The sequence below is a fragment of the Pseudomonas juntendi genome (assembly GCF_009932375.1).
Classification (GTDB): Bacteria; Pseudomonadota; Gammaproteobacteria; order Pseudomonadales; family Pseudomonadaceae; genus Aquipseudomonas; species Aquipseudomonas juntendi.
Genome location: NZ_BLJG01000003.1, coordinates 1 through 23,712 on the forward strand (window position 1 = coordinate 1; position 23,712 = coordinate 23,712).

At 59.9% G+C, this 23,712-nt stretch carries 29 protein-coding genes; 27 read left to right on the forward strand and 2 right to left on the reverse strand.

The window, feature by feature from the left end:
* The coding region (locus tag GYA94_RS00475) for an acyloxyacyl hydrolase (protein ID WP_161891615.1) at positions 1-287 on the forward strand (287 nt) is incomplete at its 5' end.
* Between the two features lie 314 nt (positions 288-601).
* Here GYA94_RS00475 and GYA94_RS00480 read toward each other — a convergent pair.
* Positions 602-790 carry an ECs_2282 family putative zinc-binding protein gene (locus tag GYA94_RS00480; protein WP_012313239.1) on the reverse strand — a complete coding sequence of 63 codons (189 nt, stop codon included), beginning with the start codon at positions 788-790 and terminating at the stop codon, positions 602-604.
* A gap of 130 nt (positions 791-920) precedes the next feature.
* Between GYA94_RS00480 and GYA94_RS00485 the strand changes: the two genes are divergently transcribed.
* Complete coding sequence (locus GYA94_RS00485) at positions 921-1,253, forward strand: phage holin, lambda family (protein WP_019438288.1); 333 nt, start codon at positions 921-923, stop codon at positions 1,251-1,253.
* 66 nt (positions 1,254-1,319) lie between these two features.
* Here GYA94_RS00485 and GYA94_RS00490 read toward each other — a convergent pair whose 3' ends face one another.
* Positions 1,320-1,550: a hypothetical protein gene (locus GYA94_RS00490; RefSeq protein ID WP_019438289.1), complete on the reverse strand. Its 231-nt coding sequence runs from the start codon at positions 1,548-1,550 to the stop codon at positions 1,320-1,322.
* Positions 1,551-1,652: 102 nt separating this feature from the next.
* Here GYA94_RS00490 and GYA94_RS00495 point away from each other — a divergent pair, with 102 nt between their 5' ends.
* The 25 genes from GYA94_RS00495 to GYA94_RS00605 form a co-directional block, all read left to right on the forward strand.
* The gene (locus tag GYA94_RS00495; RefSeq protein ID WP_009685289.1) at positions 1,653-1,877 is read left to right on the forward strand and encodes a hypothetical protein; all 225 of its coding nucleotides are present in this window, start codon (positions 1,653-1,655) and stop codon (positions 1,875-1,877) included.
* 64 nt (positions 1,878-1,941) lie between these two features.
* Complete coding sequence (locus tag GYA94_RS28015; RefSeq protein ID WP_019752324.1) at positions 1,942-2,298, forward strand: hypothetical protein; 357 nt, start codon at positions 1,942-1,944, stop codon at positions 2,296-2,298.
* Entirely contained in the window at positions 2,289-2,654 is a 366-nt protein-coding gene (locus tag GYA94_RS00505; RefSeq protein WP_082438036.1) for an HNH endonuclease, read from the forward strand. The genes GYA94_RS28015 and GYA94_RS00505 overlap by 10 nt, the downstream gene beginning before the upstream one ends.
* Before the next feature lie 7 nt (positions 2,655-2,661).
* Entirely contained in the window at positions 2,662-3,162 is a 501-nt protein-coding gene (locus GYA94_RS28555; RefSeq protein WP_016489216.1) for an HNH endonuclease, read from the forward strand.
* A 138-nt stretch (positions 3,163-3,300) separates the two neighbouring features.
* A complete protein-coding gene (locus tag GYA94_RS00515; protein WP_054890260.1) occupies positions 3,301-3,684 on the forward strand; it encodes a terminase in 384 nt (127 codons plus the stop codon).
* Positions 3,684-5,393, forward strand: a complete 1,710-nt coding sequence (locus tag GYA94_RS00520; RefSeq protein ID WP_082437966.1) for a terminase large subunit — start codon at positions 3,684-3,686, stop codon at positions 5,391-5,393. Before GYA94_RS00515 ends, GYA94_RS00520 begins: the two co-directional genes overlap by 1 nt.
* Before the next feature lie 11 nt (positions 5,394-5,404).
* Positions 5,405-5,569, forward strand: a complete 165-nt coding sequence (locus tag GYA94_RS27565) for a hypothetical protein (RefSeq protein ID WP_019752321.1) — start codon at positions 5,405-5,407, stop codon at positions 5,567-5,569.
* Entirely contained in the window at positions 5,562-6,896 is a 1,335-nt protein-coding gene (locus tag GYA94_RS00525; RefSeq protein ID WP_082437967.1) for a phage portal protein, read from the forward strand. Before GYA94_RS27565 ends, GYA94_RS00525 begins: the two co-directional genes overlap by 8 nt.
* Positions 6,893-7,594, forward strand: coding sequence for an HK97 family phage prohead protease (locus GYA94_RS00530; RefSeq protein ID WP_070085756.1), 702 nt, complete (start codon positions 6,893-6,895; stop codon positions 7,592-7,594). Before GYA94_RS00525 ends, GYA94_RS00530 begins: the two co-directional genes overlap by 4 nt.
* Positions 7,595-7,603: 9 nt before the next feature.
* Entirely contained in the window at positions 7,604-8,860 is a 1,257-nt protein-coding gene (locus GYA94_RS00535) for a phage major capsid protein (protein WP_054881546.1), read from the forward strand.
* Between the two features lie 41 nt (positions 8,861-8,901).
* A complete protein-coding gene (locus tag GYA94_RS00540; RefSeq protein ID WP_161891616.1) occupies positions 8,902-9,126 on the forward strand; it encodes a hypothetical protein in 225 nt (74 codons plus the stop codon).
* Between the two features lie 3 nt (positions 9,127-9,129).
* Positions 9,130-9,606 carry a head-tail connector protein gene (locus GYA94_RS00545; RefSeq protein WP_161891617.1) on the forward strand — a complete coding sequence of 159 codons (477 nt, stop codon included), beginning with the start codon at positions 9,130-9,132 and terminating at the stop codon, positions 9,604-9,606.
* Positions 9,606-9,947, forward strand: coding sequence for a phage head closure protein (locus GYA94_RS00550; protein WP_161891618.1), 342 nt, complete (start codon positions 9,606-9,608; stop codon positions 9,945-9,947). The genes GYA94_RS00545 and GYA94_RS00550 overlap by 1 nt, the downstream gene beginning before the upstream one ends.
* Entirely contained in the window at positions 9,940-10,425 is a 486-nt protein-coding gene (locus GYA94_RS00555) for an HK97-gp10 family putative phage morphogenesis protein (protein WP_161891619.1), read from the forward strand. Before GYA94_RS00550 ends, GYA94_RS00555 begins: the two co-directional genes overlap by 8 nt.
* Positions 10,422-10,790 (forward strand): DUF3168 domain-containing protein, encoded by a 369-nt coding sequence (locus GYA94_RS00560; RefSeq protein WP_161891620.1) that lies wholly within the window; start codon positions 10,422-10,424, stop codon positions 10,788-10,790. The genes GYA94_RS00555 and GYA94_RS00560 overlap by 4 nt, the downstream gene beginning before the upstream one ends.
* A gap of 62 nt (positions 10,791-10,852) precedes the next feature.
* The gene (locus GYA94_RS00565) at positions 10,853-11,353 is read left to right on the forward strand and encodes a phage tail tube protein (protein WP_161891621.1); all 501 of its coding nucleotides are present in this window, start codon (positions 10,853-10,855) and stop codon (positions 11,351-11,353) included.
* Positions 11,350-11,820, forward strand: coding sequence for a phage tail assembly chaperone family protein, TAC (locus GYA94_RS00570; RefSeq protein WP_125855433.1), 471 nt, complete (start codon positions 11,350-11,352; stop codon positions 11,818-11,820). Before GYA94_RS00565 ends, GYA94_RS00570 begins: the two co-directional genes overlap by 4 nt.
* A gap of 2 nt (positions 11,821-11,822) precedes the next feature.
* Positions 11,823-12,044, forward strand: a complete 222-nt coding sequence (locus tag GYA94_RS28605; protein ID WP_438826224.1) for a phage tail assembly protein T — start codon at positions 11,823-11,825, stop codon at positions 12,042-12,044.
* 73 nt (positions 12,045-12,117) lie between these two features.
* Entirely contained in the window at positions 12,118-12,468 is a 351-nt protein-coding gene (locus tag GYA94_RS00575) for a superinfection immunity protein (RefSeq protein WP_125855432.1), read from the forward strand.
* A gap of 57 nt (positions 12,469-12,525) precedes the next feature.
* Positions 12,526-14,958 carry a phage tail tape measure C-terminal domain-containing protein gene (locus tag GYA94_RS00580; protein WP_161891622.1) on the forward strand — a complete coding sequence of 811 codons (2,433 nt, stop codon included), beginning with the start codon at positions 12,526-12,528 and terminating at the stop codon, positions 14,956-14,958.
* Positions 14,959-15,018: 60 nt separating this feature from the next.
* Positions 15,019-15,552, forward strand: coding sequence for a hypothetical protein (locus tag GYA94_RS00585; protein ID WP_255326887.1), 534 nt, complete (start codon positions 15,019-15,021; stop codon positions 15,550-15,552).
* Positions 15,552-16,148, forward strand: a complete 597-nt coding sequence (locus GYA94_RS00590) for a hypothetical protein (RefSeq protein ID WP_070085764.1) — start codon at positions 15,552-15,554, stop codon at positions 16,146-16,148. Before GYA94_RS00585 ends, GYA94_RS00590 begins: the two co-directional genes overlap by 1 nt.
* A 5-nt stretch (positions 16,149-16,153) precedes the next feature.
* Positions 16,154-16,552, forward strand: coding sequence for a DUF6950 family protein (locus GYA94_RS00595; RefSeq protein WP_070086310.1), 399 nt, complete (start codon positions 16,154-16,156; stop codon positions 16,550-16,552).
* Positions 16,552-23,433: a phage tail protein gene (locus GYA94_RS00600; protein ID WP_255326888.1), complete on the forward strand. Its 6,882-nt coding sequence runs from the start codon at positions 16,552-16,554 to the stop codon at positions 23,431-23,433. The genes GYA94_RS00595 and GYA94_RS00600 overlap by 1 nt, the downstream gene beginning before the upstream one ends.
* Positions 23,430-23,712: hypothetical protein (locus GYA94_RS00605; protein ID WP_161891623.1), on the forward strand; the 283-nt coding region annotated here is incomplete at its 3' end. The genes GYA94_RS00600 and GYA94_RS00605, both read left to right, overlap by 4 nt.

A 23,712-nucleotide genomic window follows, 5' to 3' on the forward strand; every position in this document is an offset into this window, starting at 1 on the left:
GGGCTCACTCGCTGTCCTTTGCGCCAGTTTTCGTTTACGAGTTCGGTAGCGGTAACGTGAAGCCATTCGTTGAGGCTGGCATCGGCCTGGCGGTCTTCTCTGGTACCTCCGCAGGTGACCAGGACTTTGGTTCGGCCTTCAACTTCGAAGACCGCATCGGTGCGGGCTTGAAGATCGGCGAGACGCAGAAGGTTGGCATCCGAGCGATTCACTACTCCAACGCTGGCATTAAGCAGCCCAACGACGGTATCGAGTCGTACTCGCTGTTCTACAGCCACCAGATTTAAAAAAGCACGATCCCTCTTTGCCCGCCCTGTGCGGGCTTTTTTGTGCGGATGACACGCTCAGGCAGCTGGACTAAGTCGGTAGTGGCGTCGATCAAAGCCGTGCGCTCCCTGATCGACTACGCGATGAGAGTCTGGGGTACGTGACCCAGCGATCCAGACCAACAAGCCGGGAAGCGCCGGCCCTCCGCACCCATTCCAAGCCTCGCACCAGCTGGGGCTTTTTCGTATCTGGAGGATGCATGGAAAAGCTACAGCTCGACGTTGAGGTTGAGGGCGCCGCTGACTTCCTGCGCCCTCTGGCTGAAACGCTCAGGTCACTTGAACATTTTCCCGAGCTGCCGCTGCAGGTCCTTCGTGACCTTGTCGCCCACAGCCTTCATGAGCTTCCCGTAAGTCTCGACAGCACCGCATTTGCCGCAGGTGACCTTCGAGTTGTCGTTCGGCCTAGCCGGAACCTCGAACTTGTCACTGCCGCACTTGGCGCACTTGAGGGTTACCTTCATCGTTTTTCGCTCCGTGAAACGTCTTGTGTGGAAGCTCGACGATAGCACGGGGCCACCTTTTCACGTATCCAAGGGCTCGCCATAACGGCGGGCCTTTTCTTTTTCTGCTTCCCGCAAGGGAGGAACCCGGATGTCCAACATGCCAGACAAACCAGACACCTGGGCGGTTGCCCTTGCGTGGTTGAGCCAGCATTCGCCCCTGTTGTATGCGGCCGGGCTCTCCTGCGCCATGGCTGTGCTGCGCATCACTTACGGTGGCGGCACTCGCCGGCAGATGCTGGTGGAGGGCGCCATATGCGGCGGCCTGACCCTGACGATCATCAGCGGCCTGGAGTTCTTCGGCCTGCCGCAGAGCATGTCGACGTTTGTGGGTGGCTGGGTTGGCTTCCTTGGTGTCGAGAAGGTCCGCGCCATTGCTGATCGCGTCACCGACTTCAAGCTGCCGAGCCGCAAGGTCGATTAATCCGCGCCACAAAACAGACATGCGCCGTTTTGTGGCGCGAGCACGCTGATCATGCGTTCAGCCAGATTAGTGAAGCACTCGACCGGGGACCGGTTGAAGCTGATCCCTTTCGTGGATGACTCCGCGCGCTGCTTTGGTAATTACATCTTGCTGAAGCTGATTAACCTGCATGGTGAGGACACGAACGGCAGTTTGATAAACAACTGATCCGGACGCCACGGGATGCTCCTCCAGTAGGCCTTCAAGCTTCTCGGTTAGCAAAACGCACCTGTCTATAAGCTCTTCGATTTCTTTCATCACGGTTTCTCCAGATCTTTCCGCTACGACCATCCGGGCGGAATGTCGTTCCGACGACCCCGCGGATGCGCCGATTTCATTGCGCGAGAGAGCTTATCGAACATGGCCAAGCAACCCTATACACCATGCAGGCTGTATGTCGACGGTGCCGACGGCATTGCAGTCAGTGATTTCATAACCACTGCTGCCGGATCTGCCTATTTGGTGCAGACGCTGCGTGTGAGCCGCACCCGGCCAGAGCGAAAGTACATGGGCTGCTTGCGCTGGCCCATCGCCGAGATACCCGCCGATGCGCGGTGCTACCAGCTGACCTGGTACAGGAGGTGAGCAATGGCCTGTAGTGGATGCGCCGCTCGGCGCGAGTGGATCAACAAGTGGACAAAGGTGGCGTATGAGCGAGCAGCAAACCTATTCGCAACAAATCGAGCAGCTGAGCCCGAAGAAGGGCGACCTGTTGGTGGTCAGCGTTCCGTTCCCGATCAAGACGGAGGTGCGCGAGCGACTGACTCAACACCTGGCAGGGACAGCTGATCGACTCAAGTGTGAGCTGATCGTGCTTGAGGCGGGCATCACCGCCCAGCTGCAGCCAAGCGTCAGCGACTTACTGGACGAACAGCGCAAACAGACCGCACTGCTGGAGCAGATCGCAACGCAGAACCTGGCACTGATCGAGGCGCTGGCTGACGGTGACGATGCTGACCCTGAAGCTGAACCGCGGTCCTACCTGGATGGCACGCCATGCCGTTAAGGCCGCAGCGCCCATGTAGAGCCCAAGGCTGTCGATCGCTGCACCGCAATGCCAATGGTTACTGTGACGGCCATGCCGATCTGGCTGCCGAGCAGGCCAAAGCCTGGGCTACACGCAAGGGCTCAGGTCGTGGCGGCCGGCCATGGCGTCGGCTGCGTGACCGCATCCTCAAGCGTGATCAGTACCTGTGCCGGTGCGACGACTGCACCAGGCTGGGAAGGATTCGCGAGGCAGATGAAGTTGACCACATCGTCGCGCTGGCCCACGGCGGCACGGATGATGATCACAACCTGCGGGCGATCAATCGCGACTGCCACAAGGCCAAGACGCAGAAAGAATCCCGACAACATCGATAGATAGACCATGCGACCTATACCCAACCTCAGCGGCTACTACGCGACTGAGGATGGGGAAGTTGCGTCCGTCCGCTCTGGATTGGTCAGGGTTCTTAAGAGCCAGGTCAACCGTGGATATCACCGCGTCACATTGACCGTGCGAGTCAACGGCAAGAGGGAGCGTCACCGCTTCGAAGTGCATCGGCTTGTTCTTATGGCGTATGGCGGCTTGCCACAAGATGACGACCAGCAGGCCAGGCACCTCAATGGCATCAGCACTGATAACCGCCCTGGGAACCTGGTCTGGGGTACGCGAGAGGACAATGCCCAAGACGCTATTCGCCATGGAACTCTAGGGCCTGGCATGCGAGCCCGACATCGAAGACTGACAGAGGCGCAGGTCATCGAGATCAGGCGCCGCCGGGCGCGTGGTGAGTCACCCAAGGCCCTGGCAGAGGAGTTTGGTGTCTGTCGGGAGTACATCCCCGTGCTGGTGAATGGCAAGGCCTGGAGCTGCATCCCGATTTGATCGGAAAATGATCAAATCACAGCTCAAATGATAACGAATCTCGTCAGAGGGGAGGGGCATAGTGAAAGTTCAGGCCTTTTCGCTCGGACACCGCGCCCTCAGCTTTTTTTTCACTTCCGCAAAATTCAGGTTTTCAAAATGGCCCGACCGCGCAAGCCGACCAACGTGCTTGAGCTGACCGGCGCGTTCAAGAAAGACCCCCAGCGACGCCGTGAGGATGCCGAACCGGTGGGTGAGCTGACCGCACCGCCGGCTCACATCAATGGAGCAGTGCTCCACGCCTGGAAGGAGATCGCGAAGTACGCCCCGCGGGATGTGCTGACCAACTCCGACCGGCTCAGCCTGGAATTGGCCGCCAACCTGCTGGCCCAGTTTCGCAACGACCCCATCGATTTCCCTGCCGCCAAGCTGGTGCGCCTGGAAGCCATGCTCGGCAAGTTCGGCATGACGCCGGCTGACCGGTCCAAGGTGGGCGGGGGTAAAAAAGACGCGCCGAAGGGCAATGCATTCGCGGAGCTGTGATGGCCAAGGTGAAATTTCCGCTGATGAAGGCGGCCGAGAAGTACGCCAAGGATGTAGTCGCCGGGAAGATCCTCGTCTGCAAATGGATTCAGCTACTGGCCCAGCGTCACCTTGATGACCTGGCTGCCTCCAAGCGCAAGGACTTTCCGTACAAATTCGATCCAGCCAAGGCCGAGAAAGTCGCCAAGTTCCTGCAGCTTCTGCCGCACACCAAGGGTAAATGGGGCGGAAAGAAGCAGCTGATCAAGCTGGAGCCCTGGCAACTTTTCTCGGTTTGCGTGCCGTTCGGCTGGGTCCGCAAGAAGGATGGCACCCGGCGTTACCGGACGATTCTGGTGTTCGTACCCAGGAAGAACGGCAAATCGATCATCGGCGGCGGCGTTGGTCTGTACATGTTCGTCGCCGACGGAGAGTTCGGCGCCGAGGTCTACTCTGGCGCGACCACGGAGAAGCAAGCCTGGGAGGTGTTCAGGCCGGCCAAGCTGATGGTCGAGCGTACCGACGACTTGCGAGAGCACTACGGCGTCGACGTGAACGCTTCCAACATGGTCGTTTTGGCCGATGGGTCGCGCTTCGAGCCGGTCATCGGCAAGCCCGGCGACGGGTCTTCGCCGTCCTGCTCAGTGGTGGACGAGTACCACGAACATCAAGATTCGACGCTCTACGACACCATGGAGACCGGCATGGGCGCCCGCGAGCAGCCCATTATGCTGGTTATCACCACCGCGGGCTCCAGCATCGGCGGGCCTTGCCACCAGCTAATCCGCGACTCCGAGCGGATGCTGGAAGGAGTCATTGAGCGTCCGGATCTCTGGCCAGCGCTCTACACCATTGACCATGGTGATGACTGGACCAGCGAGATCGCGCTGCGCAAAGCGAATCCGAACTTCGGCATTTCGGTCGGCGAGGACTTCCTGCTGGCCCGCCAGCGTGACGCGATGCAGTCGGCAACCAAGCAGGCTACCTTCCGCACCAAGCACCTGAACGAGTGGGTGGGCGCCAAGAATGCCTGGCTCAACATGCTGCGCTGGAAAGAGGCCCCGGCCAGAAAGAGCCTTGCAGAACTGGAGGGCCGTCCCTGCTACGGCAGTCTCGACTTGGCGAGCAAGATCGACATTGCTGCGAACCTGCTGATCTTCCCGCCCAATGGCGACGATCCGTTCTGGCATATCCACGCCAGGTACTACCTGCCAGAAGCGCGGGTGCTGGAGGAGCTGGACAGCAACACCGCGCGGTACCGCGAGTTCGATGCTCTCGGCCTGCTGACCCTGACCGACGGAGAGGTCACCGACTTCGAAGTCATCAAAGAGGACATGCGCGAGTTTGCCGGTCGCTTCGACATCCGGGCCTACGCCTACGACCCGTGGCAGGCCACCCAGCTTGCTCAGGAGATGGACGCCGAAGGATTGCCGATGGTTGAGCTGCGTCAGACGGTGCAGAACCTGAGTGAGCCCATGAAAGAGGTTGAAGCCCTGGTGTTGCAGCGAAAGCTGGCCCACGGTGACTGCCCGGTGCTGACTTGGATGGCCTCGAACGTGGTGGCGAAGCTGGACGTGAAGGACAACATCTACCCCAACAAGGAGCGCCCGGAGAACAAGATCGACGGCATGGTGAGCCTGATCACCGGCTGCGCCGTGGCCATCAAGCTCGGTATCGATGACTCCGGCCACTTCGATGACTTTCTTGCCAGCCCGATCGTGGTTGGCTAACTGGACTACCTATGAAAACTGGCCTGATCATCTTTCTGGTGCTTGCCGCCGGCGGCTTGCTGCTGGGCGTCGCTGGTGTATACGTGCTGGCCGGCTTGGGTTACGCGCTGCTGGCCGCTGCCGGTTCGCTACTGATCGCCGCGGGCTTCATTCGCAAGGGGTTGATCGGTGGCTAAATCATTCACGCAGATCCTCGGCCAGGCCCTGGTGAAGTCGGCCGAGCCGGGAGTGGCATCAAGCCTGGCGGGATGGGCGGGCCGCAAGATCGGCCTAACCGACTCCGCCTTCTGGAACACCTTCTACGGTACCGACTCGGCCTCAGGGAAGGTGGTCAGCCAGCAGACGGCGCTCCAGCTCTCGACTGTTTGGGCATGCGTGCGCTTGATCGCTGAAACCATCGCCACGCTGCCGATCGCCTTGTACGAGGACAGGAACGGTGCGCCGGTGGTGGCCAGTTCTCACCCGGTCAACTTCGTCATCAGCCAGCAGCCCAACGCCGACCAAACCCCTGTGGAGTTCTGGGAGAACGTCATGGCCAGCCTGCTGCTGCAGGGGAATGCATTCTGTGAGCCCCACCAGAGCGGCCGCACCTTGACGAGTCTGGAGTTCCTTCTGCCGCAGAACATGTCGCCCCCGCGGCGCCTGGCGGACGGCTCCATTGAGTACCGCTACACCGACAACTTCGGCAAGCCTCACACGTTGACCGAGGATCAGATGGTTCACGTACGAGCCTTCGGGGTGGACCCGCTTTGCGGACTGTCGCCGCTGGCCTACGGGCGGCAGGTACTGGGCTCGGCCATGGCGGCTGATGAGTCGGCCGCCAAGATGTTCGCCAACGGCATGAAGCTGGGTGGCGTTCTTTCCACCGACCAGATTCTCAAGCCGGACCAGCGGAAGGACATCCGCGAGGACATGATCAAGCAGTTCTCCGGCGCGACCAACCACGGCAAGACGATGGTTCTTGAGGCGGGCATGAAGTACCAGCAGGTCTCAATGACGCCCGAGGATGCCCAGATGCTGCAGACCAGGGCGTTCAACGTCGAGGAAATTTGCCGATGGTTCCGGGTGCCGCCCTGGATGGTCGGGCACACGCAGAACTCCACCAGCTGGGGTACCGGCATGGAGCAGCAGATGATCGGCTTCCTGTCCTTCACTCTGCTGCCCTGGATCAAGCGCATCGAGATGTGCGCCAACCGGCGCCTGCTGCGCCCACATGAGCGGCGCCGCTTCTACGTGAAGTTCAACCCAGAAGGGCTGCTGCGCATGGATAGCGCTGCGCGGGCGGCCTTCTACAGCTCGATGACCCAGAACGGGATTTACACCCGGGACGACTGCCGGCGCAAAGAGAACTTGCCGCCGGAGGGTGGCAACGCGGCAAAGCTCACCGTGCAATCCAACATGCTGCCGATCGACAAGCTGGGCGAAGACCCCGGCGGTGCCAACCAGGCCAAGGCAGCGCTGCTCGACTGGCTCAACGACCAGCCAAGAGGTAACACCCCATGAGACACAAGGATCGACTGGCGGCGGTCAAGTACCGCTCTTTCGACTATGACGTAAAGGCTGTCGGCGACGACGGCCTTTTTTCTGGCTACGGCTCGGTGTTCGGTGTGGTCGACAGCTACAACGAGGTGGTCGCGCCTGGCGCCTTCCTTGAGTCGATCGAGGAAGCCAAGGCCAAGTCGCGAACCTTCCCGGTCCTTTGGCAGCATCGAACCGGCGAGCCCATCGGCAGCTGGGACATCAGCAGCCTCAAGGAAGATGATCGGGGGCTGTTTGGTGCCGGCGAGCTCTGGCTGGAAGACGCGCCCTATGCCCGTATCGCGTATCGCGGCATGCAGACCCGCTCCATCACCGGCCTGTCGATTGGCTACTACGTCCGCGAATCGAGCTTCGACGAGAAGACCCGCATTCGCACCCTGACCAAGCTGGACCTGATCGAGATCTCCATTGTCACCGTGCCCGCCAACGATGAGGCGCGCACCGACACCATCAAGTCGAAGCTGGCCCATGGCGGCCTGCCATCGATGCCCGAATTTGAGTTGCTCCTGCGCGAGGCAGGCTTCTCGAAAACCCAGTCGGCGGTGATTGCCAACCGCGGGCTGCAGCACCTGCTCCGGAGCGAGTCCGAGGGCGACCTGGCAGAACTTGAAATCGTCGAGGCGCTGAAATCACGCCCGGCACTGTCTCTCCCATCGTTTTGAGGATTCACCATGCATAACGCCATGAGCAACCAGGCTCGCTCCGAACACCGTCAGTTCCAGCGCAAGGAGCACGCCGAAGACAAGCTGCAACTGAAAGCGGTCAACGACCTGCTCGATGAGCGCGACAAAGAGATCAAGGCGTTCGCCGCCAAGGCTACCGAAGAAATCAAGTCGCACGGCACCATCCTGGCCGACACCAAGACCATCCTCGATGGCCTGGTGAAGGACGGCTTGGGCCTGCAGGACCGCCTTCAAGAGATCGAGCAGAAGATGGCCCGCCGCTTCTCCGCCAATGATCCAGTCGATTTCAAGTCGGCTGGCGAGGAGCTGACCGATTGCGACGACTTCAAGTCGCTGCAAACTCGCGGTCGCGGCATCGTTCGCGTAGGTCGCAAGGCCGTGACCAACATCACCAGCGCTACCACCGGGACCGGTGGCGTCGGCGTGGCGATCCAGCCGACCCGGGTACCCGGCATCGTGGTGGGCCCAGAGCGTGAATTCACCATTCGCGACTTGATCATGCCAGGCCGCACCGGCTCGAACGCGGTCGAGTTCGTGCAGGAAACCGGCTTCCAGAACATGGCCGCGCCGCAGGCGGGTGAGGGCGCCGCGAAGGCCCAGTCCGATCTGTCCTTTGGCCTGAAGACTACCAACGTCATCACCATTGCCCACTGGTTCCGCGCTTCCAAGCAGGTGCTGTCGGACATTCCGCTGCTCCAGAGCTATATCAACGGCCGTGCGATCTACGGCCTGAAGTACAAGGAAGAGGAGCAGCTGCTGGCCGGCGACGGCACCGGGCAGAACCTCCTGGGCCTGATCCCGCAGGCCACCGCCTTCAATGAAGCGCTGCGCAAAACCGGCGACACCAAGATCGACACCCTGCGCCGCGCAATTCTGCAGGTGCGCGTGGCCGAGTACCGTGCTTCGGCCATCGCGCTGAACCCTGTGGACTGGGCAGACATCGAGCTGACCAAGGACGCCAACGGCTCCTACATCTGGGTGAACGTCCAAGAAGGCGGCGTCCAGCGTCTGTGGAAGCTGCCGGTGGTGGACAGCAACGCGGTGCCAGAGGGTGAGTTCCTGGTCGGCGCGATGAACATCGCTGCACAGGTATTCGACCGCGAGGAAGCGGCTGTCGAGGTCTCCACCGAAGACGGTGACAACTTCCGCACCAACATGGTCACCATCCGCGCCGAGGAGCGCCTGGCGCTGGCGGTGTATCGCCCCGAGTCGTTCGTGCACGGCGAATTCGAAGCCACCCCGTAACCACCTCAGGAGCGCGCCCGGGAAACCGGGCGTGACCGCACATGCCAGACGTCAAAGTCAAAACCATCAAGGGCTTCAACAACGGTGGCGCTTACGTCAAGCGCAACCAAGAAATCACCGTGGACGAGCTGCGTGCTCGTGACTTGCTGCGCAACGGCTTGATCGAGGAGTACGACGTGAAGAAAGCTGCGGAGCCCGAGAACAAGAAGGCTCAGGAGCCGGCCAACAAGGGCGGTAAGAGCGTTACCACCAAGGCCAAGGAGTGATCCATGTCTGTGATCGCCATCGATCTGGCCATGCACCACCTGCTGGCCGAGCCAGAAGACCAAGTTCTGGTCCAGGCGCAGCTCGATGCGGCGGAGGAGGCCGCGATGCAGTTCCTCAACCGCCGCTTCTACCTGGATCAGGTGGCGCTCGACGAAGCCCGTGCTGGCGTGTCTGCCGCCCTACAGCAAGCCAAGGAGGCGAACACCGAGGCGGTGGCTGCCGCTGAGGCAGAGCAGGACCACACGCTACGCTGCCGCATGCTCGACCATGCCCGCCAGGTGCTGGCCAATGCGTATGACCAGGCCGATGCCATCGCCTACGGGATGGTGCTCAACCCTTCCATTCAGGCGGCCTGCCTGCTCAAGCTTGGCCACCTGTTCGCCAACCGTGAAGACGTGGTGACCGGGACTACAGCTGTTGAGCTGCCGCTGGCATCCCGGCACCTGCTGATGCCGTACCGCATCCGGATGGGTGTGTGATGCAGGCCGGCAGACTGCGGCACCGTATCGACATTCAGGAGCGGAGGCCGGTGCGTGACCCGGTGACCCTGGAATTCGGCGAACCTGAATGGGTCTCGCGCTGGGAGAAATGCCCGGCCAGTGTCGAAGACTTGTCGGCCAGGGACTTCATCGCGGCTCAGGCCGGCCAAGCACAGGCCACCAGCCGGATGGTGATCCGGTACCGGCCTGGCGTGCTTCCAACCATGCGCATCATTTACCGAGGTGAGGTGTACAGCATCGTCGGCCCGCCACTGACTGACGCCAAGTCCGGCCTGGACTACTTGACGTTATTGGTCGAGAAGGGGGTGAAGGATGGCTGACGGTGTCGAGTTCAGCATTCTCGGCCTGGACAGCCTGCTGGGAAAGTTATCAGAGGTCAGCGTAGATGTTCGTCACAAAGGTGGCCGGGCCGCTCTGCGCAAGGCCGCCCAGGTGGTGGTGCAGAAGGCTAAGGCCGGTGCTGAACGCATCGACGACAAGGCCACTGGGCGGTCGATCTCGGACAACATCGCGCTGCGCTGGAATGGGCGGCTGTTCAAGCGCACTGGCGACCTGGGTTTCCGGGTCGGTGTACTGCACGGTGCGGTGCTCAAGGATGGCGGAGATCTCAGTTCGAACGCACCGACGCCTCATTGGCGACTGATCGAATTCGGTACCGAGAAGATGCCCGCAGCACCATTCATGCGCCCGGCGCTGGCCGACAGCATCAGCGAGGTGACCAACACCTTCGTCACCGAGTACGAGAAAGCAATCGACCGCGCAATCAAGCGCGCTGCGAAAAAGGCGGCATCTTCATGACCCCACCGATCGTACAGGCCTGTTTGCAGAGCTCTGCCGTGACGGCGTTGCTCGGCGCCGGAACCGCCATGCGCTTCTATTCGTTTGGGGAGGCAGAGCAGGGTGTAGCCAAGCCCTATGCCGTCTGGCAGGTTGTCAGCGGTAGCCCTGAGAACTACTTGGCTGGCCGGCCTGACGCCGACAGCATAACCCTGCAGGTTGATGTGTACGCAGCCACTGGCGAGGCCGCTCGAATGGTGCGTGATGCCATCCGTGACGCGGTCGAGCTAGATGCCTATGTCACTCGCTGGGGTGTCGAGGGGCGAGACCCTGAGACCAAGAACTACCGAGCCAGCTTCGACGTTGATTGGTGGGTTTCCCGCTGAACTGTCGATCTACCCGATGCCCGCCTTGTGCGGGCTTTTTACTTTCTGACTGGAGACAAACCATGTCGATGAACGCTCAGGGCGCCCAGCTCTACGCGCTGCTCCCGCCCGCCAATGGCGGCTCTGGACCGAAGACCGTGATGGAGGTCGAGTGCCTCACCGCATTCAACCCCGGCGGCGCACCTGCTGATCAGATCGATGACACCTGCCTGGCGGACACCGACCGCAAGTATAAAAAGGGCTTGCGAACCCCAGGCCAGGCAACCGCAACGATCCTGGCTGACCCACGCAATGCCAGCCATGTGCGTATGTTCCAGCTTTCGCAGGACGATAGCGACGAGGACATCCTTTGGGCTCTAGGTTGGTCTGACGGCAAAGGAATTGCACCCAGCGTCGATGCTGACGGGGATGACTTCGTGCTGCCGAAAACTCGCACCTGGTGCTTATTCGCTGGCTACGTCGCCGACTTTCCGTTCGACTTCGCAAGCAACGCCTCGGTGAGCACTGCAGCCACTATTCAGCGTTCGGGCAAACTCAACTGGATCGTTAAGGAGAACCCATGAAGCTGACACTTGATGCGCTCAAGGGCGCAGGGTCGTTCACTGGCCGTCCGGTGGAGAAGGAAATCAAGTGGCGCCAGAACGGCACCGATTTCACCGCCACCGTATATGTGCGCCCACTCGGCTACCAGACAGCGGTAAGCGACGTGATTTCTGTGGCCGGCAAGCAAGACAGCATCGCCGGCCGCATTGCCGCGTCCATTTGCGACGAGCACGGCAACCCGGTGTTCAGCAGCCCACTGGATATTACTCACGGCCCACTCGACCCAGTTGAGCTGGAGAAAGACCCGGAGAGTACCAAGCGCCTAGGCTCCCTCGATGGTGCACTGTCCGTCGCTCTACTGTTCGCCATTCAGGAGGTCAACGACCTGGGAAAGACGAAGAGCTCACCGCCCTCGACGAGCTCTGGCACGAACTCGTCCTCTCCGGCGTCGGCGGCTCCACGATCGCGCAAGCCAAAGAAAACCTGAGCCTGCGCGAGTTCAGGTCCTGGGTTAAGTTCCGGCAGCGCCGTGGGTCGCTCCATCTTGGTATGCGGGTCGAGCGCTCTACGGCCCTGCTGGCCATGATCCTGGCCAACCAGGCCCGCGACCCGCAGAAGCGGCCCACGCCTTACACCATCACGGATTTCACGCCGCACGATCAGGATGAAACGCCGATTTCCCTTGAGGATGCCATTGCTTCCTGGGAATAAGCTTGCATTCCACAGAAGGTGTGCCACTTAGGGGATGTGGTAGATTGTCCAGATTTACACGGAGTTCCGAATCATGGTCGTCGATGCAAGCGCATTGCAGAGCAAGGTAATGAAGGGCATGGTGGTAGCGTTGTACTTTCTACCGTTCATCGTTGCTTGGCTGCGGGGTCATCACAACAAAGTATCTATCTTTCTGCTGAACCTGTTTCTTGGGTGGACTGGCATCGGTTGGGTTGTGGCTTTCATTTGGTCGGCCTCTTCGGTAAGAGCGCGGGCTTCGGTCGAATCGAGTAATCCAGCAGCATCCCGTTCTGAAACAGCAGATCCATACCTTAAGCTTGAAAAGTTAGCCGAGCTCAGAGAACGCGGGCATCTCACTGCTGAAGAGTTTGAAGCGGAGAAATCCAAGATTCTTGATCGATAGTTACAAAACTCATAATCAGCCCGCCCAGCGCGGGCTTTTTTCTGCCTGGAGAAAAAGATGGCCTCAAGATCACTAGGCACTTTGACTCTGGACGTTATTGCGCAGGTTGGTGGATTCGTAGCCGGCATGGACAAGGCGGAGCGGAGTTCAACCAAATGGCGTAAAGAGGTTGAAAAAAGTGCTAAGGCTGTAGGGACTGCCGTTGGCGCCGGTGTCGCGACCGCCGTTACTGCATTCACTACGATGATGGTGTCAGCGGTCAATTCGGCGTCTGAGATAACTAACCTTGCGGCAGTTGCAAACGTCAGCGTCACTGATTTCCAGAAGATGGCTGTTGGAGCCAAGACCGTGGGGATCGAGCAAGATAAGCTTGCTGACATTCTCAAGGATGTGAATGACAAGGTCGGTGACTTTCTGAACACCGGCGGCGGGATGGCTGACTTCTTCGAGCAAATTGCGCCTAAAGTCGGCGTGACGGCAGATCAGTTCAAAAACCTCAGCGGCAGCCAGGCTCTTGGACTCTATGTATCAAGCCTGGAGAAGGCAAAAGTCAGCCAGTCTGACATGACCTTTTATCTTGAAGCGATTGCAAGTGATGCTACGGCGCTTTTGCCGCTGCTTCGAAACAACGCCGAAGGCTTCAAAAAATACGGCGATGCCGCTGAAGCAGCTGGTGCCGTCATGGATGAAAAAACCATTCTGGCGGCTAAGCAATTCAGCACAGAGCTAACTGTCCTGGGAACATACCTCGGGTCTGTTAAAGCCGCTCTTGCTGCTGAGCTCATGCCTGTGCTGGCGCAATTTTCAAAAGACCTGACCGACACGACGACCAAGGCTGGGGGACTTCAGGAAAAAGTTAAAGAGCTGGCCGGCGATCTAGTCGAGGTTGTTGCGGTTACCGCCACACTCGCTGACGGTCTTGGAAGGACGTTTAAAGTGGTAGCCGGGGTTATTGTATCTGGTTTTGCCACAACTATGAGCTACATGCAGCAGATGGGTGCAGCGGGCAGCAAGATTCTTGGAGCATTTACATTCGGAGAGACATCTCAAAACTTTAAAGCGGATGCAGCCAAGTTTACCAGTGATGCCGTTGACAACATGAACACGGCTAACTCGGTTGTCATAGAGATGATGAAAGAGTTCGATAAACCATGGGCTGGCGACACAATTCGTCAGTACGTGATTGAGGCTAAAAAAGCCGCAGCCGAGCTCGGAACGATCACCCCGCCTGGGACGTTCACTCCTACCACGCCGGCCCAGCAGGCCGCTGCCAAAGCAGCCGAAGCCGCCGCGAAGAAGCTCCAGGGCCAGTTCGACACAGCCGAGGAAGGCTACAAACGCCAGATCGCCCTGATCAATACCGAGACCGACAAGCGCAAGGAAGCCACCGAGGTTGCCAAGCTTCAGTTCGAGCTGGAGTCGGGAAACCTCACGGGGCTGAGCACGAAGCAGCAAGAGCGCTTGAAGGGCTTGGCCGCCGAACTGGACCAGTTGAAGAAGCTGAAACAGGCCAAGGAGGATGACAAGGCGGTTTCTGAGTTCGACTCGAGCGTGAAACGACAGCTGAACATTGACCAGCGCGCTCTCGATGCACCGCTGTTGAATGCCTACAGCAGCGACGAGATGAAGCAGCGCGCCTTGGACCTGCTGGCCATTGAGCAGGACTACCAGGATCAGCTGGAGGATCTTCGGCAGCGGCATGAGGGTGGTGACGTTTCCGACTCTGCGTACGAGCGAGAGACGGAGATCCTGAAGGACGCCCTCGAAAAGCGCCGCGCTATGCAGGAGCAGTACTACCAGGACCTGGACAGGTTGCAACAGAATGGAACTGCCGGCTTCATCAGCGGCATTGCCAACCAGGCCCAGGCCAGCATGGACCTGTACAGCAACATGCAGAGCGCTGGCGCCCAGGCATTCACCGGGCTGAATGACGCCCTCTACGGCTTTGTCACCACCGGAAAGCTGTCGTTCTCCGACATGGCCGCCACATTCGCCGAAACAGCCCTTCGAATGCTGATTCAGTGGGGAACGGCACAGGTTGCCATGGCGGCGCTCAACGCCTTTACCTCGACGGCGGCGATTCCATTGGTCGGTCCTCTTGCAGCACCGGCTGCAGCAGCGTCCGCCATGGGGGCGGCTGGTAGCTTCATGTCGATGATCAATTCCATTGCCGGTATGGCACACGACGGTATCGACTCGGTCCCCGAGGACGGCACCTGGCTGCTGCAGAAAGGCGAGCGGGTCACCACGGCAGCCACCAGCGCCAAGCTGGACAGGACCTTGGACGAAGTGAACAAGGGCAGCAGAGGGGCTCAGCAGTCCGATGGCGCCCAGCCCGTAGCTATTCATCAGGTCTTCCATGTGAACGGCGATGTGAGCCCTCAGACGGTAGCGATGGTTCAGCAAGGCATGCGCCAGACGGTAACTGCGATCCTCCAAGACGTGAACCGAAATGGCCAGATCATGCAGAGCATCCGCAAGAAAATTTAAGGTGGAACGATGGCGATCGAATGGCCAACCCAGGTGTGCCCTGCTGAGATGAGCTGGGGCATGGTCTACAACAACCGCGACTTCAGCTCCACGCTGAACAACAGCCAGCAGATCGTGGGTTACCCGGGTTCGTATTGGAAGTGCTCATTGTCGCTGCCACCGCTGACCCGTGATCGTGACCGGATCGTGACTGCGTTCATGGGGCGCCTGCAGGGGCGCTTCGGCACGTTCAAGCTGCCTGCGTTCACGCGCAAGCGGACTGACAATATCGGTGCCCCGGTTGTGCAGACCGGTTCAGCCATGGCCTCAACTATTACCCTGAGTGGATTGCAGGGCAGCCGCCGGGTGTTCAGGCAGGGCGACTACATCACCATTGATGGTGTGATGCACGAGGTGGTTGAGGATGTGGTATCCAGCTCCGGTGGCACGGCTGTATTGCCCCTGAACAGACGGTTGCGCTCTGCCCTGCTAGCTGGCACGGCAGTGGAATACCGAAACCCTTACTCGATCATGCGCCTCACAGAAGACAGCTACACCCTTGCTATCAGGCCCGTGGTGGCCGAGCTCTCCATCGAATGTCGGGAGGCCTTCTAATGGCTGCAGTTTTCCCATTTTCATCCTCAGTGCTGAGCATCATTGCTGCAGGCAACTTCACGCCGGTGTTCGCCTGCGAGCTGGATTTCGCGGATGGCATGGTCAGAGCACACACAGGCACTGGTCAACTGGTCATCAACGGTCACGCGTACGACGGCGTTGGCACCTTTGGCGATGTGGGTGCGGCCAGTGAAAGCGCCGACTCGGGCTCTTCCCTGTCCATCGATCTGACGCTGAATGGCCTGGACAGCTACATCCTTTCCCAAACCTCGGTGGCTGGCTGTCGAGGCCGGTCGGCCCGCCTGATGTTTGTCGTTTATGACGAGGCCGGGAATTACGCGGCTGATATTCTGTTCAGCGGTCGTATGGACGCCGCCAAGCTTTCCTATGGCGGATCGGGCGGGGATAGCACCATCACGGTCACCATTATCGACCGCATGGCCGAGTGGAACCGGATTGGTACTGAGCGCTGGACCGACGAGAACCACCGAGCCCGCCACGACGGTGACCGCTTCTTCTACGCCGTCGCGCAGATGGCGGAATGGCCAATCTACTGGGGCGCCAAGAAAGACGCGCCGTCCTTCACCTACGAGTAAATGTCATGCGCTATCGAGAATGGCCCGCGAGGCTACACGAAACCATTCAAGCCGCTTCCGAGCGGCCTTTTTTATGGGGCGAATTTGACTGCTGCCTGTTCGTGTCGGACTGCTCAATGGCTATTTGCGGCGTTGATCCGGCGAAGGAGTACCGCGGGCGATACAAGACGGAGATCGGCGCCAAGCGCGTTATTGCAGCGCGTCATGGCTCGCTTGAGGCCGTACTGGATGCTCACTTCATGCGGGTGCCCGTTGAGTTCGTGCAGCGCGGCGACATCGTCGCTTTCGAGAACGAGCAGGGCAAATGCGTGGCGGTGTATTGGTCAGATCGCTATTGGGCGGCAACCGACATAGGCGCGGCCAGCGTGGACTGCAACCCACTGGCGGCATGGAGAGTTGAATAGTGAGCAAATCTATCAAGTCGGTTGCCAAGCTGGTAACGGCTCCAATCAAAGCGTTGTACGATCCCGTTGGCGCGATCAAGGACGTGTTCGGCGGCGTACAGGGCATCTTCGCCGGCCTCACTGGCGCAGCCAAGGTATCAGGCGCCAATAGCTCCGAGCCAAGCTCACAGACCGTTCGTTCGTCCAAGGCTCCGGTGCGCTTCATTCTCGGCCGTGTCAGCACTGGGGGTGTGCTCGCCTGGGTTCAGGAACAGCCTGGTGATCAGACCAGTGGTGAGTGGCTGCATATTGTCTACGTACTGTCCGAAGGCGCCATTGCGGGTGTCGATGAGATCTACGTGGATGAGCGACCCCTGTCTGAGTTGGGGGAGAATGCCACTTCTGAGGTGATCATCGACCCGTCCCAGGCAAACGCGTTCCTCCTAGCCAACTGCCCAGACTGGCGCCAAGAGCAGATCGGCCGCGGCCTATCGTTTGTTCGCCTGTCGTTCAAGTATGACGCAGAGAAATTTCCATCCGGCATTCCTGATGTGCGCTTCGTGGTCCGCGGGCGCAGTGATGTGTATGACCCGCGCAACGGCGCCTTGGGATACTCGGCCAACACGGCGCTGCTGATTCTCTGGTACCTGCGCAACCGCTGCGCGATTCCTGATGACGAGATCATCTTTGAATCTTTCGCCAGTGCGGCCAACGTATGCGATGAAACTGTTATCGGGCCAGATAACACGGGCACCCGCAGGTATTTCGCCGGCGCGGTCATTGGTGCCGATGAAAAGCGAAATACCGTTCTGGATAACCTTTTGTCGGCCTGCGCCGGGACACTGATCCGCGTTGGCGGCCGTTGGTCTCTGCAGGTGGGCGCCTACTATGGCCCGGCTGACTTCACCATCAACGAAGACATGGTCATCGGCACCGTTGAGGGCACGACCGAGGTCAGCAACAGCGACGCCATCAACACCATGCGTGGGACGTTTGTTGATCCCGCGCAGGCCTGGGCAGAGACCGACTATCCAGAGGTCGCAATTCAGGACTGGATCGCTAGCGATGGTGGCGAGCTCGCTGAGTCGCAGTCGTTTGCCTACGTGACGGACGCCTACCTGGCTCAGCGGCTCGCTAACATCAGCCTTCGGCGGCGGCGCTCGGGTGGCTCTTTGGCCGTGCCGCTGAACTTCAATGGTTACAATTGCCGCCCGGGGCGTGCAGTCAAAGTCGATCTGCCGTCGCTGAATATCCTGGGCGAGTTCATAGTCACCGATTGGACCATGGGCGCCGCTGATGCCTGCAAAGTCACCCTCAAGCCCTATGAGCAAGCGATTTTTGATGATGCTGTGGGCCAACCCTATGACCCGTTAGGGTTCATCAACCTGCCGGTTGGCGGCCTGGCTGCAGTCACTGGCTTGGCCTGGGCCCCCAGCGGTGTGGCCGAGGTAGTCCAAGGCGTGCTGAGCTGGACGCCACCGATACAGACCGTGCTCAGCTACACCGTGACGATTCGCAAGGGCACCGAGGTAGTACAGTCCCTCAAGATTGGCGGTGAAGCCTCGAGTTGCAACATCAATGGCCTCACCTCTGGCGTTTACGCCATGAGTGTTGTTGCCTTTGGCCCTGGCACCCGATCTGGCGAGGCAAGCATCAGCGTTAACGTGGGTGGCCCTCCCGTTCCGGAGAGCTGTGCTGTGTTTGCGTCGGTCGATACCATCACGCTGGTACCGGCCAACCTGCAAAACAGCCTTAATGGCGGCACCTATGAGTACTTCTATGCCACCAACCCTTCGGCGCCTATTGCGGACGCTGTGTACTTGGGACAGGGCCTGACCTTTACCCACACTGGGCTGGCATTCGCCCGGGAGTACTTCTACTACGTGCGGGCCGCGAACGCGTATGGAAAAAGTGATTTCCTGTTCGTGCCTGCTGCGACATCCAGCGATCCAACCCAGATGCTGGATGTCATTGCAGGCCAGATCACCGAAAGCGAACTGGGTAAACAGCTCACCAGTCGCATCGACCTGATAGACATGAACGGGCCTGGGTCGGTCAACGATCGAATAGGAACGGCCAAGACCGAGCTGGCCCAGCAGATCAGTGAGGTGAACAACGCCCTCAACACCACCAAAGGCAATTTGCAGCAGCAGATCACCGCTGTGAGCACTGATGTGTCGGCTGCCAAGGCCGACCTGCAGCAGCAGATCGCCAACGTCTCGGCCTTGGCCGGCTCGTTGCCGTACCGGAAAGACAAGGCCTACAGCGTCGGGCAAAGCGCCCTGGGCAGTGATGGCAAGTTGTACCAGGCCCTAAAAGCGGTACCGCTGAACACGCCACCGCCGAACGCCACCTACTGGACCGATGTTGGCCAGGCGGTGGTGACTGCCAACGGCATGGCCGCGCGCGTCCAGACCATGGAAACAAAAGTCGAAACCCTGGAGGGCGCCACCTCAGCCCAGGCCCAGCAGATCTCGGGCCTGCAGTCGAGCCTTACCACCACCAACGGCAACGTGTCGGCTGCCCAGCAGGCTGCGCAGGATGCGGCCACGCTCGCGGGCGGGAAGGGCAAGGTCATTGTTCAGTCGGCCGCGCCTGCCGTCGCCGACCGTCTGGCTCAGAACCTTTGGATCGACACCACCAGCAATGCCAACACGCCGAAGAGGTGGAGTGGCACCGCCTGGGTCGCTGTTACTGACAAGGTTGCAACCGATGCTGCCGCAGCTGCCGCCGGCGCATTGGCCTTGGCCCAGACTAAGGCCGACGCCACGGTAGTCAGCAGCCTGACCACCCGGGTCAGCGATGCCGAGGGCAAGCTCACGTCGCAAGCCACCCGCATGGACGGCATGCAGACCAGCATCGACGGCAAGGCCAGCTCGCAGGCGCTGCAGCAGGTCACCACCCGGGTGGCGGCTACCGAAGACAAGGACAAGGCGCAGGATCAGCAGCTTTTGTCGCAGAGCCAAGCCCTGACTTCGTTGACCGATAGTGTGAGCAAGAAGGCGGATGCTTCGGCTGTCCAGTCCCTGGGTAACCGAGTGGAGGCTGCTGAAGGGGCACTGAGCAGCCAGAGCACTGATATCACGCAGCTGAAAAACAGCGTAGGCGCTGCCCAGCCATTCGTTGCTGGCCGTGCCTGGGAGTTCACCGGTTCGACAAGGGGTTGGGTGGCGACCGCGACAAACGGGACGATTACTGCGGGCCCGCTGTTTGCTACCGTGACTGCAAACCCGAACCTTCAGTGCAATTTCACCCCAGTCGTTGCAGGCGCAGAGAACCCTTATCTGCGGATCAGGCTACGGCGGCGTAATACCAGCCGGGCGGGTGCCCAGATGTACTGGGCCAACGAAGACGGCGGATTGGCCGAGGCAAGGCGCTTTGGGTGGTTCATCAGCGCCACAACCACGGATTGGCAGGACATCGAGCTTGACCTGTCCGGCCATGCCGGGTGGAACGGCAAGAAAATTTACGCCATCCGCCTGGACATGATGAACTCCGGTGATACAAGCGGCGAGATCGATATCGCTTATATCGCCGTTGGTAGGCGTTCCGCCTCGGCCTCGGCAGAAGCCGTTTCCACTCTGAACAACGCGGTTACCGAAGCAGAAGGAAAGCTATCCAGCCAGAGCCAGTCGATCGTAAATCTGCAGGGTGGGCTCAATGCCACCAACGGTAATGTGTCAGCTGCGCAGAAGGCTGCCCAAGACGCATACAGCCTCGCTGACGCCAAGGGCAAGGTGATCGTCCAAAACTCAACACCTTCAGCCATCAACCAGCAGATCCAGAACCTTTGGATTGATACCACAGGTGGCGGGAACACACCCAAACGGTGGAATGGCTCCGCATGGCAGGCAGTTTCGGACAAGGTAGCCACGGATGCCGCAGCAGCAGCGGCCAATGCCCTGAGCCAAGTAGCGACAAAGGCTGATGCCTCTACCGTTCAGAGCCTCACGAATAAGGTAGAGCAACAGGGCACAGCCATCACCGCCGCTGGCGAGGCGATCACTGGCATTAATGCATCGCTCGGCCAGGTTGGCGGCGAGAACCTACTGCCTAACCCTTCGTTTGAGGTAGAGGGGCCAACTGCCGGCCTTGCTGATGGCTGGCGTATTGGCTCCTCGCTGTCTGCACCCAATCGGCTCCTGTCGTTGGTGCCGTCAACCTTGGACCCTCGCGGTAAGGCGCAGCGTGTCGATGCCAAAGGGCTGTCCGGCTCCGCGTATGTGGATGTTGCGCTACCGAACGCAAGCTGGGTGTCCATGGCGCCAGGGCAGGTACTGACAGTGTCGGCGTATGTCCGGGGCACCCAGGATCTGGTCAGCGAGATATACCTGCAATACAAGAACAGTGGTGGGGCCACGGTAGGGACGCATGGACCGCTCCGAACCATTCTGAGCGACGCATGGAACCGACCAGTCTTCACTGGCGCTGCCGCTCCAGCGGGGACGATCGGGGCAGACCTTCTTTTACGCGTCAGAGGTCCTTTGGGTGGTACCGCCAGTGACGGCTACTACGAGATTGATCGCGCCCAAGCTGAACTATCCACGGTAGTGAGTGCCTGGAAGGACAACGCCAAGAACGCTCAAAGCGCAGCGCAAGCAAACGCTGCAGCGATCAACAGCGTATCGGGTCGTGTCTCCAGCACGGAGGAGGGGCTGACGTCAGTCAGTGGTCGGCTAACTCAACTGGACAATTCGATCGGAGACGTTGGCGGAGAGAATCTGCTCTACAACCCGGCTTTCACCAAATTGGGAGCAGCTACGGGGAACAATCCTGATGGATGGGTGCCGGAAGGGACGGCGACCTATACGCCCTCAATGGTCAGCTCCTGGCTTAACGCTGCAGAAAATGCATATCGGTGCACCACCACCGGCGTTGGCACAACAGCTTCGGGCAACCCTTACACGTCGCTGGTCACAGCAAGTGAACGGGCTCCTGCAGTTGCCCCAGGTCAGACGGTGACGTCGTCGATCTATGCAAGAAAGACCTCCGATTCAGGCGATTTGGGATTGAGGATCTTCCATCAGTGGGCAAACGCCGCCGGAGCCGTAATCTCTGCTCCGGCCTCGCTGGTTGTGCCCGTATCGGTGTCCGGCGATCGCGTGTCGTTCACATCGATTGCTCCTGCTGGCGCCGCCAAGGTTCGGGTGTTTTACCGGGCCCACGCTGCAAGCGGGAGTAGTGCTGCTGGTACTTTCGAGGTTGCCAGGCCACAGGTCGAATACGGTTCGCGGCCGACTGGCTGGCGAGACAACGGGCAGGTCAACAGCACCACCATCGGCGCCGTTTCTACGGCAGTCGACGGCCTGACATCCAGCGTGAGCCAGCAGGGCAAAGACATCACCTCTGTGTCCGGCAGAACGACCAGCCTTGAGAACAGCGTCAACAACGGTTCCACTGGCCTGGCCAGTAAGGCGTCGACCGCTGCGCTGACCAGCGTGGCCAACCGCGTCGCTGCTACGGAAAGCGGACTGACTGCGCAATCCACGAGCATCACCAACCTGGAGGCGAAGATTGGCACCGCTCTGCCATTCGTGGCTGGGCAGACTTGGGAGTTCGTTAACTCGGTCGAGGGATGGATAGCCAATACGTCTGGAGCAACCCTGACCGCTGGCCCTCAGTACGCAACTGTCGCCAAGTTCACGACCATTCAGGCAACCAACACCTTCCCCGTCATAGACGGAGCCGCGAACCCTCTTGTGAGGATCAGGCTGCGCCGGCGCAACACCGGCCGGACCAGTGCGGCTATGTACTGGGCCAATGAGGATGGGGGCCTTGCCGAGGCCCGGCGGTTCAATTGGCCTATCAGCACCTCTAACGGGGACTGGCAGGACATTGAGTTCGACCTTTCCGGCCACGCAGGCTGGAACGGGAAGAAGATCTGGGCCATCCGCCTGGACATGTACAACTCAGGTGATGCCAATGGCGAGGTGGACATTGCCTACATCGCAGCCGGTCGGCGGTCGGTGGCTGCTTCGGGTAGGGCGTTTGATTCGCTCAGTGTCAACGTATCCCAGCAGGGCGACAAGCTGGCGGCTGAAACACAGAGGATAAATGGACTGCTGTCCTCTGTCGGAGATGCCAACGCCGCGATTCAGAACGAAGCCAAGGCCCGAAGCGATGCTGATGGAGCACTCAGTCAGCAAATTCAGAGCACCCAATCGTCTTTGGGGGCCACCAATGCTTCGGTACAGCAGATCAGTACCGCGCAGACCGGATTGAATAATCGGGTCAACGCTCAGTTCTCGATCAAGGTTGCAGTTACGCAAAGCGGAGTTTATGCGCTCGGTGGGATTGGAGTAGGCATTCAGAACCAGAATGGGGTGCTGCAGTCGGTCGTGGCCGTCTTGGCGGACCAGTTCGCGGTAATCAACGCCGCCGGCAATGGTTACGTCAGCCCGTTTGCGATTCAAGGCGGCCAGGTGTTTATGAATGATGCCTTCATTCGTGATGGCAGCATCATCAACGCCAAGATCGCCAACGGTGCGATTACGTCCGCGAAGATCGGGGTGGCGGAAATCGACACGCTGCGAATTCGTGGTAACGCTGTCACTGTGCCGGTATCGGCAAGCAGCCCCGGGAATGTGCTGGGTGCGGGGGTAGGCCAATGGCAAAACCTAGTCGCTGTCGGCGTTCAGATGGACGAGGGCGGTTTCATCACGGCCCAGTACAGCTGCTACCAAGGGTTTGGCAGTGGTATCCGTAAGTACCAATTCCAGATGGATATCAACGGCTTGGTGATCGCGGAAGGTGGCGGCGACTGGGCGGATGGTTTCCCTAACCTGATGGGATCAATCGGCGTTGGCCCGGGTTTTTTCGTCGTCACTGTGAAGTGGTGGGGGGAGAACACGGGGGTCGGCGTGAAAAATCATAACCTCTTTGCGATGGGAACCAAACGATGATCAACACTGGACACTTCGCAGCCTATGAGCCTGACGGCCGGATCGTATTTGCCGTCAGCTGCCCGCCCGAGTACGGGAAGCAGATCATCAGGCTCAACACCGACCGGCCTTTCATCCAGGTGGCCACACCGGCAAGGCCGGCCGATCACTTCGTGATGGGGCAAATGCTCAAGGAGCGCCCCCAGATGGGGGCGGTTCTCCAAGGGCTCTGGTTGAAGGGGGTGCACGAAGGTGCCGCCGTCAACATCGAGAGCGAAACCAACACCGCTGACGGCAGTG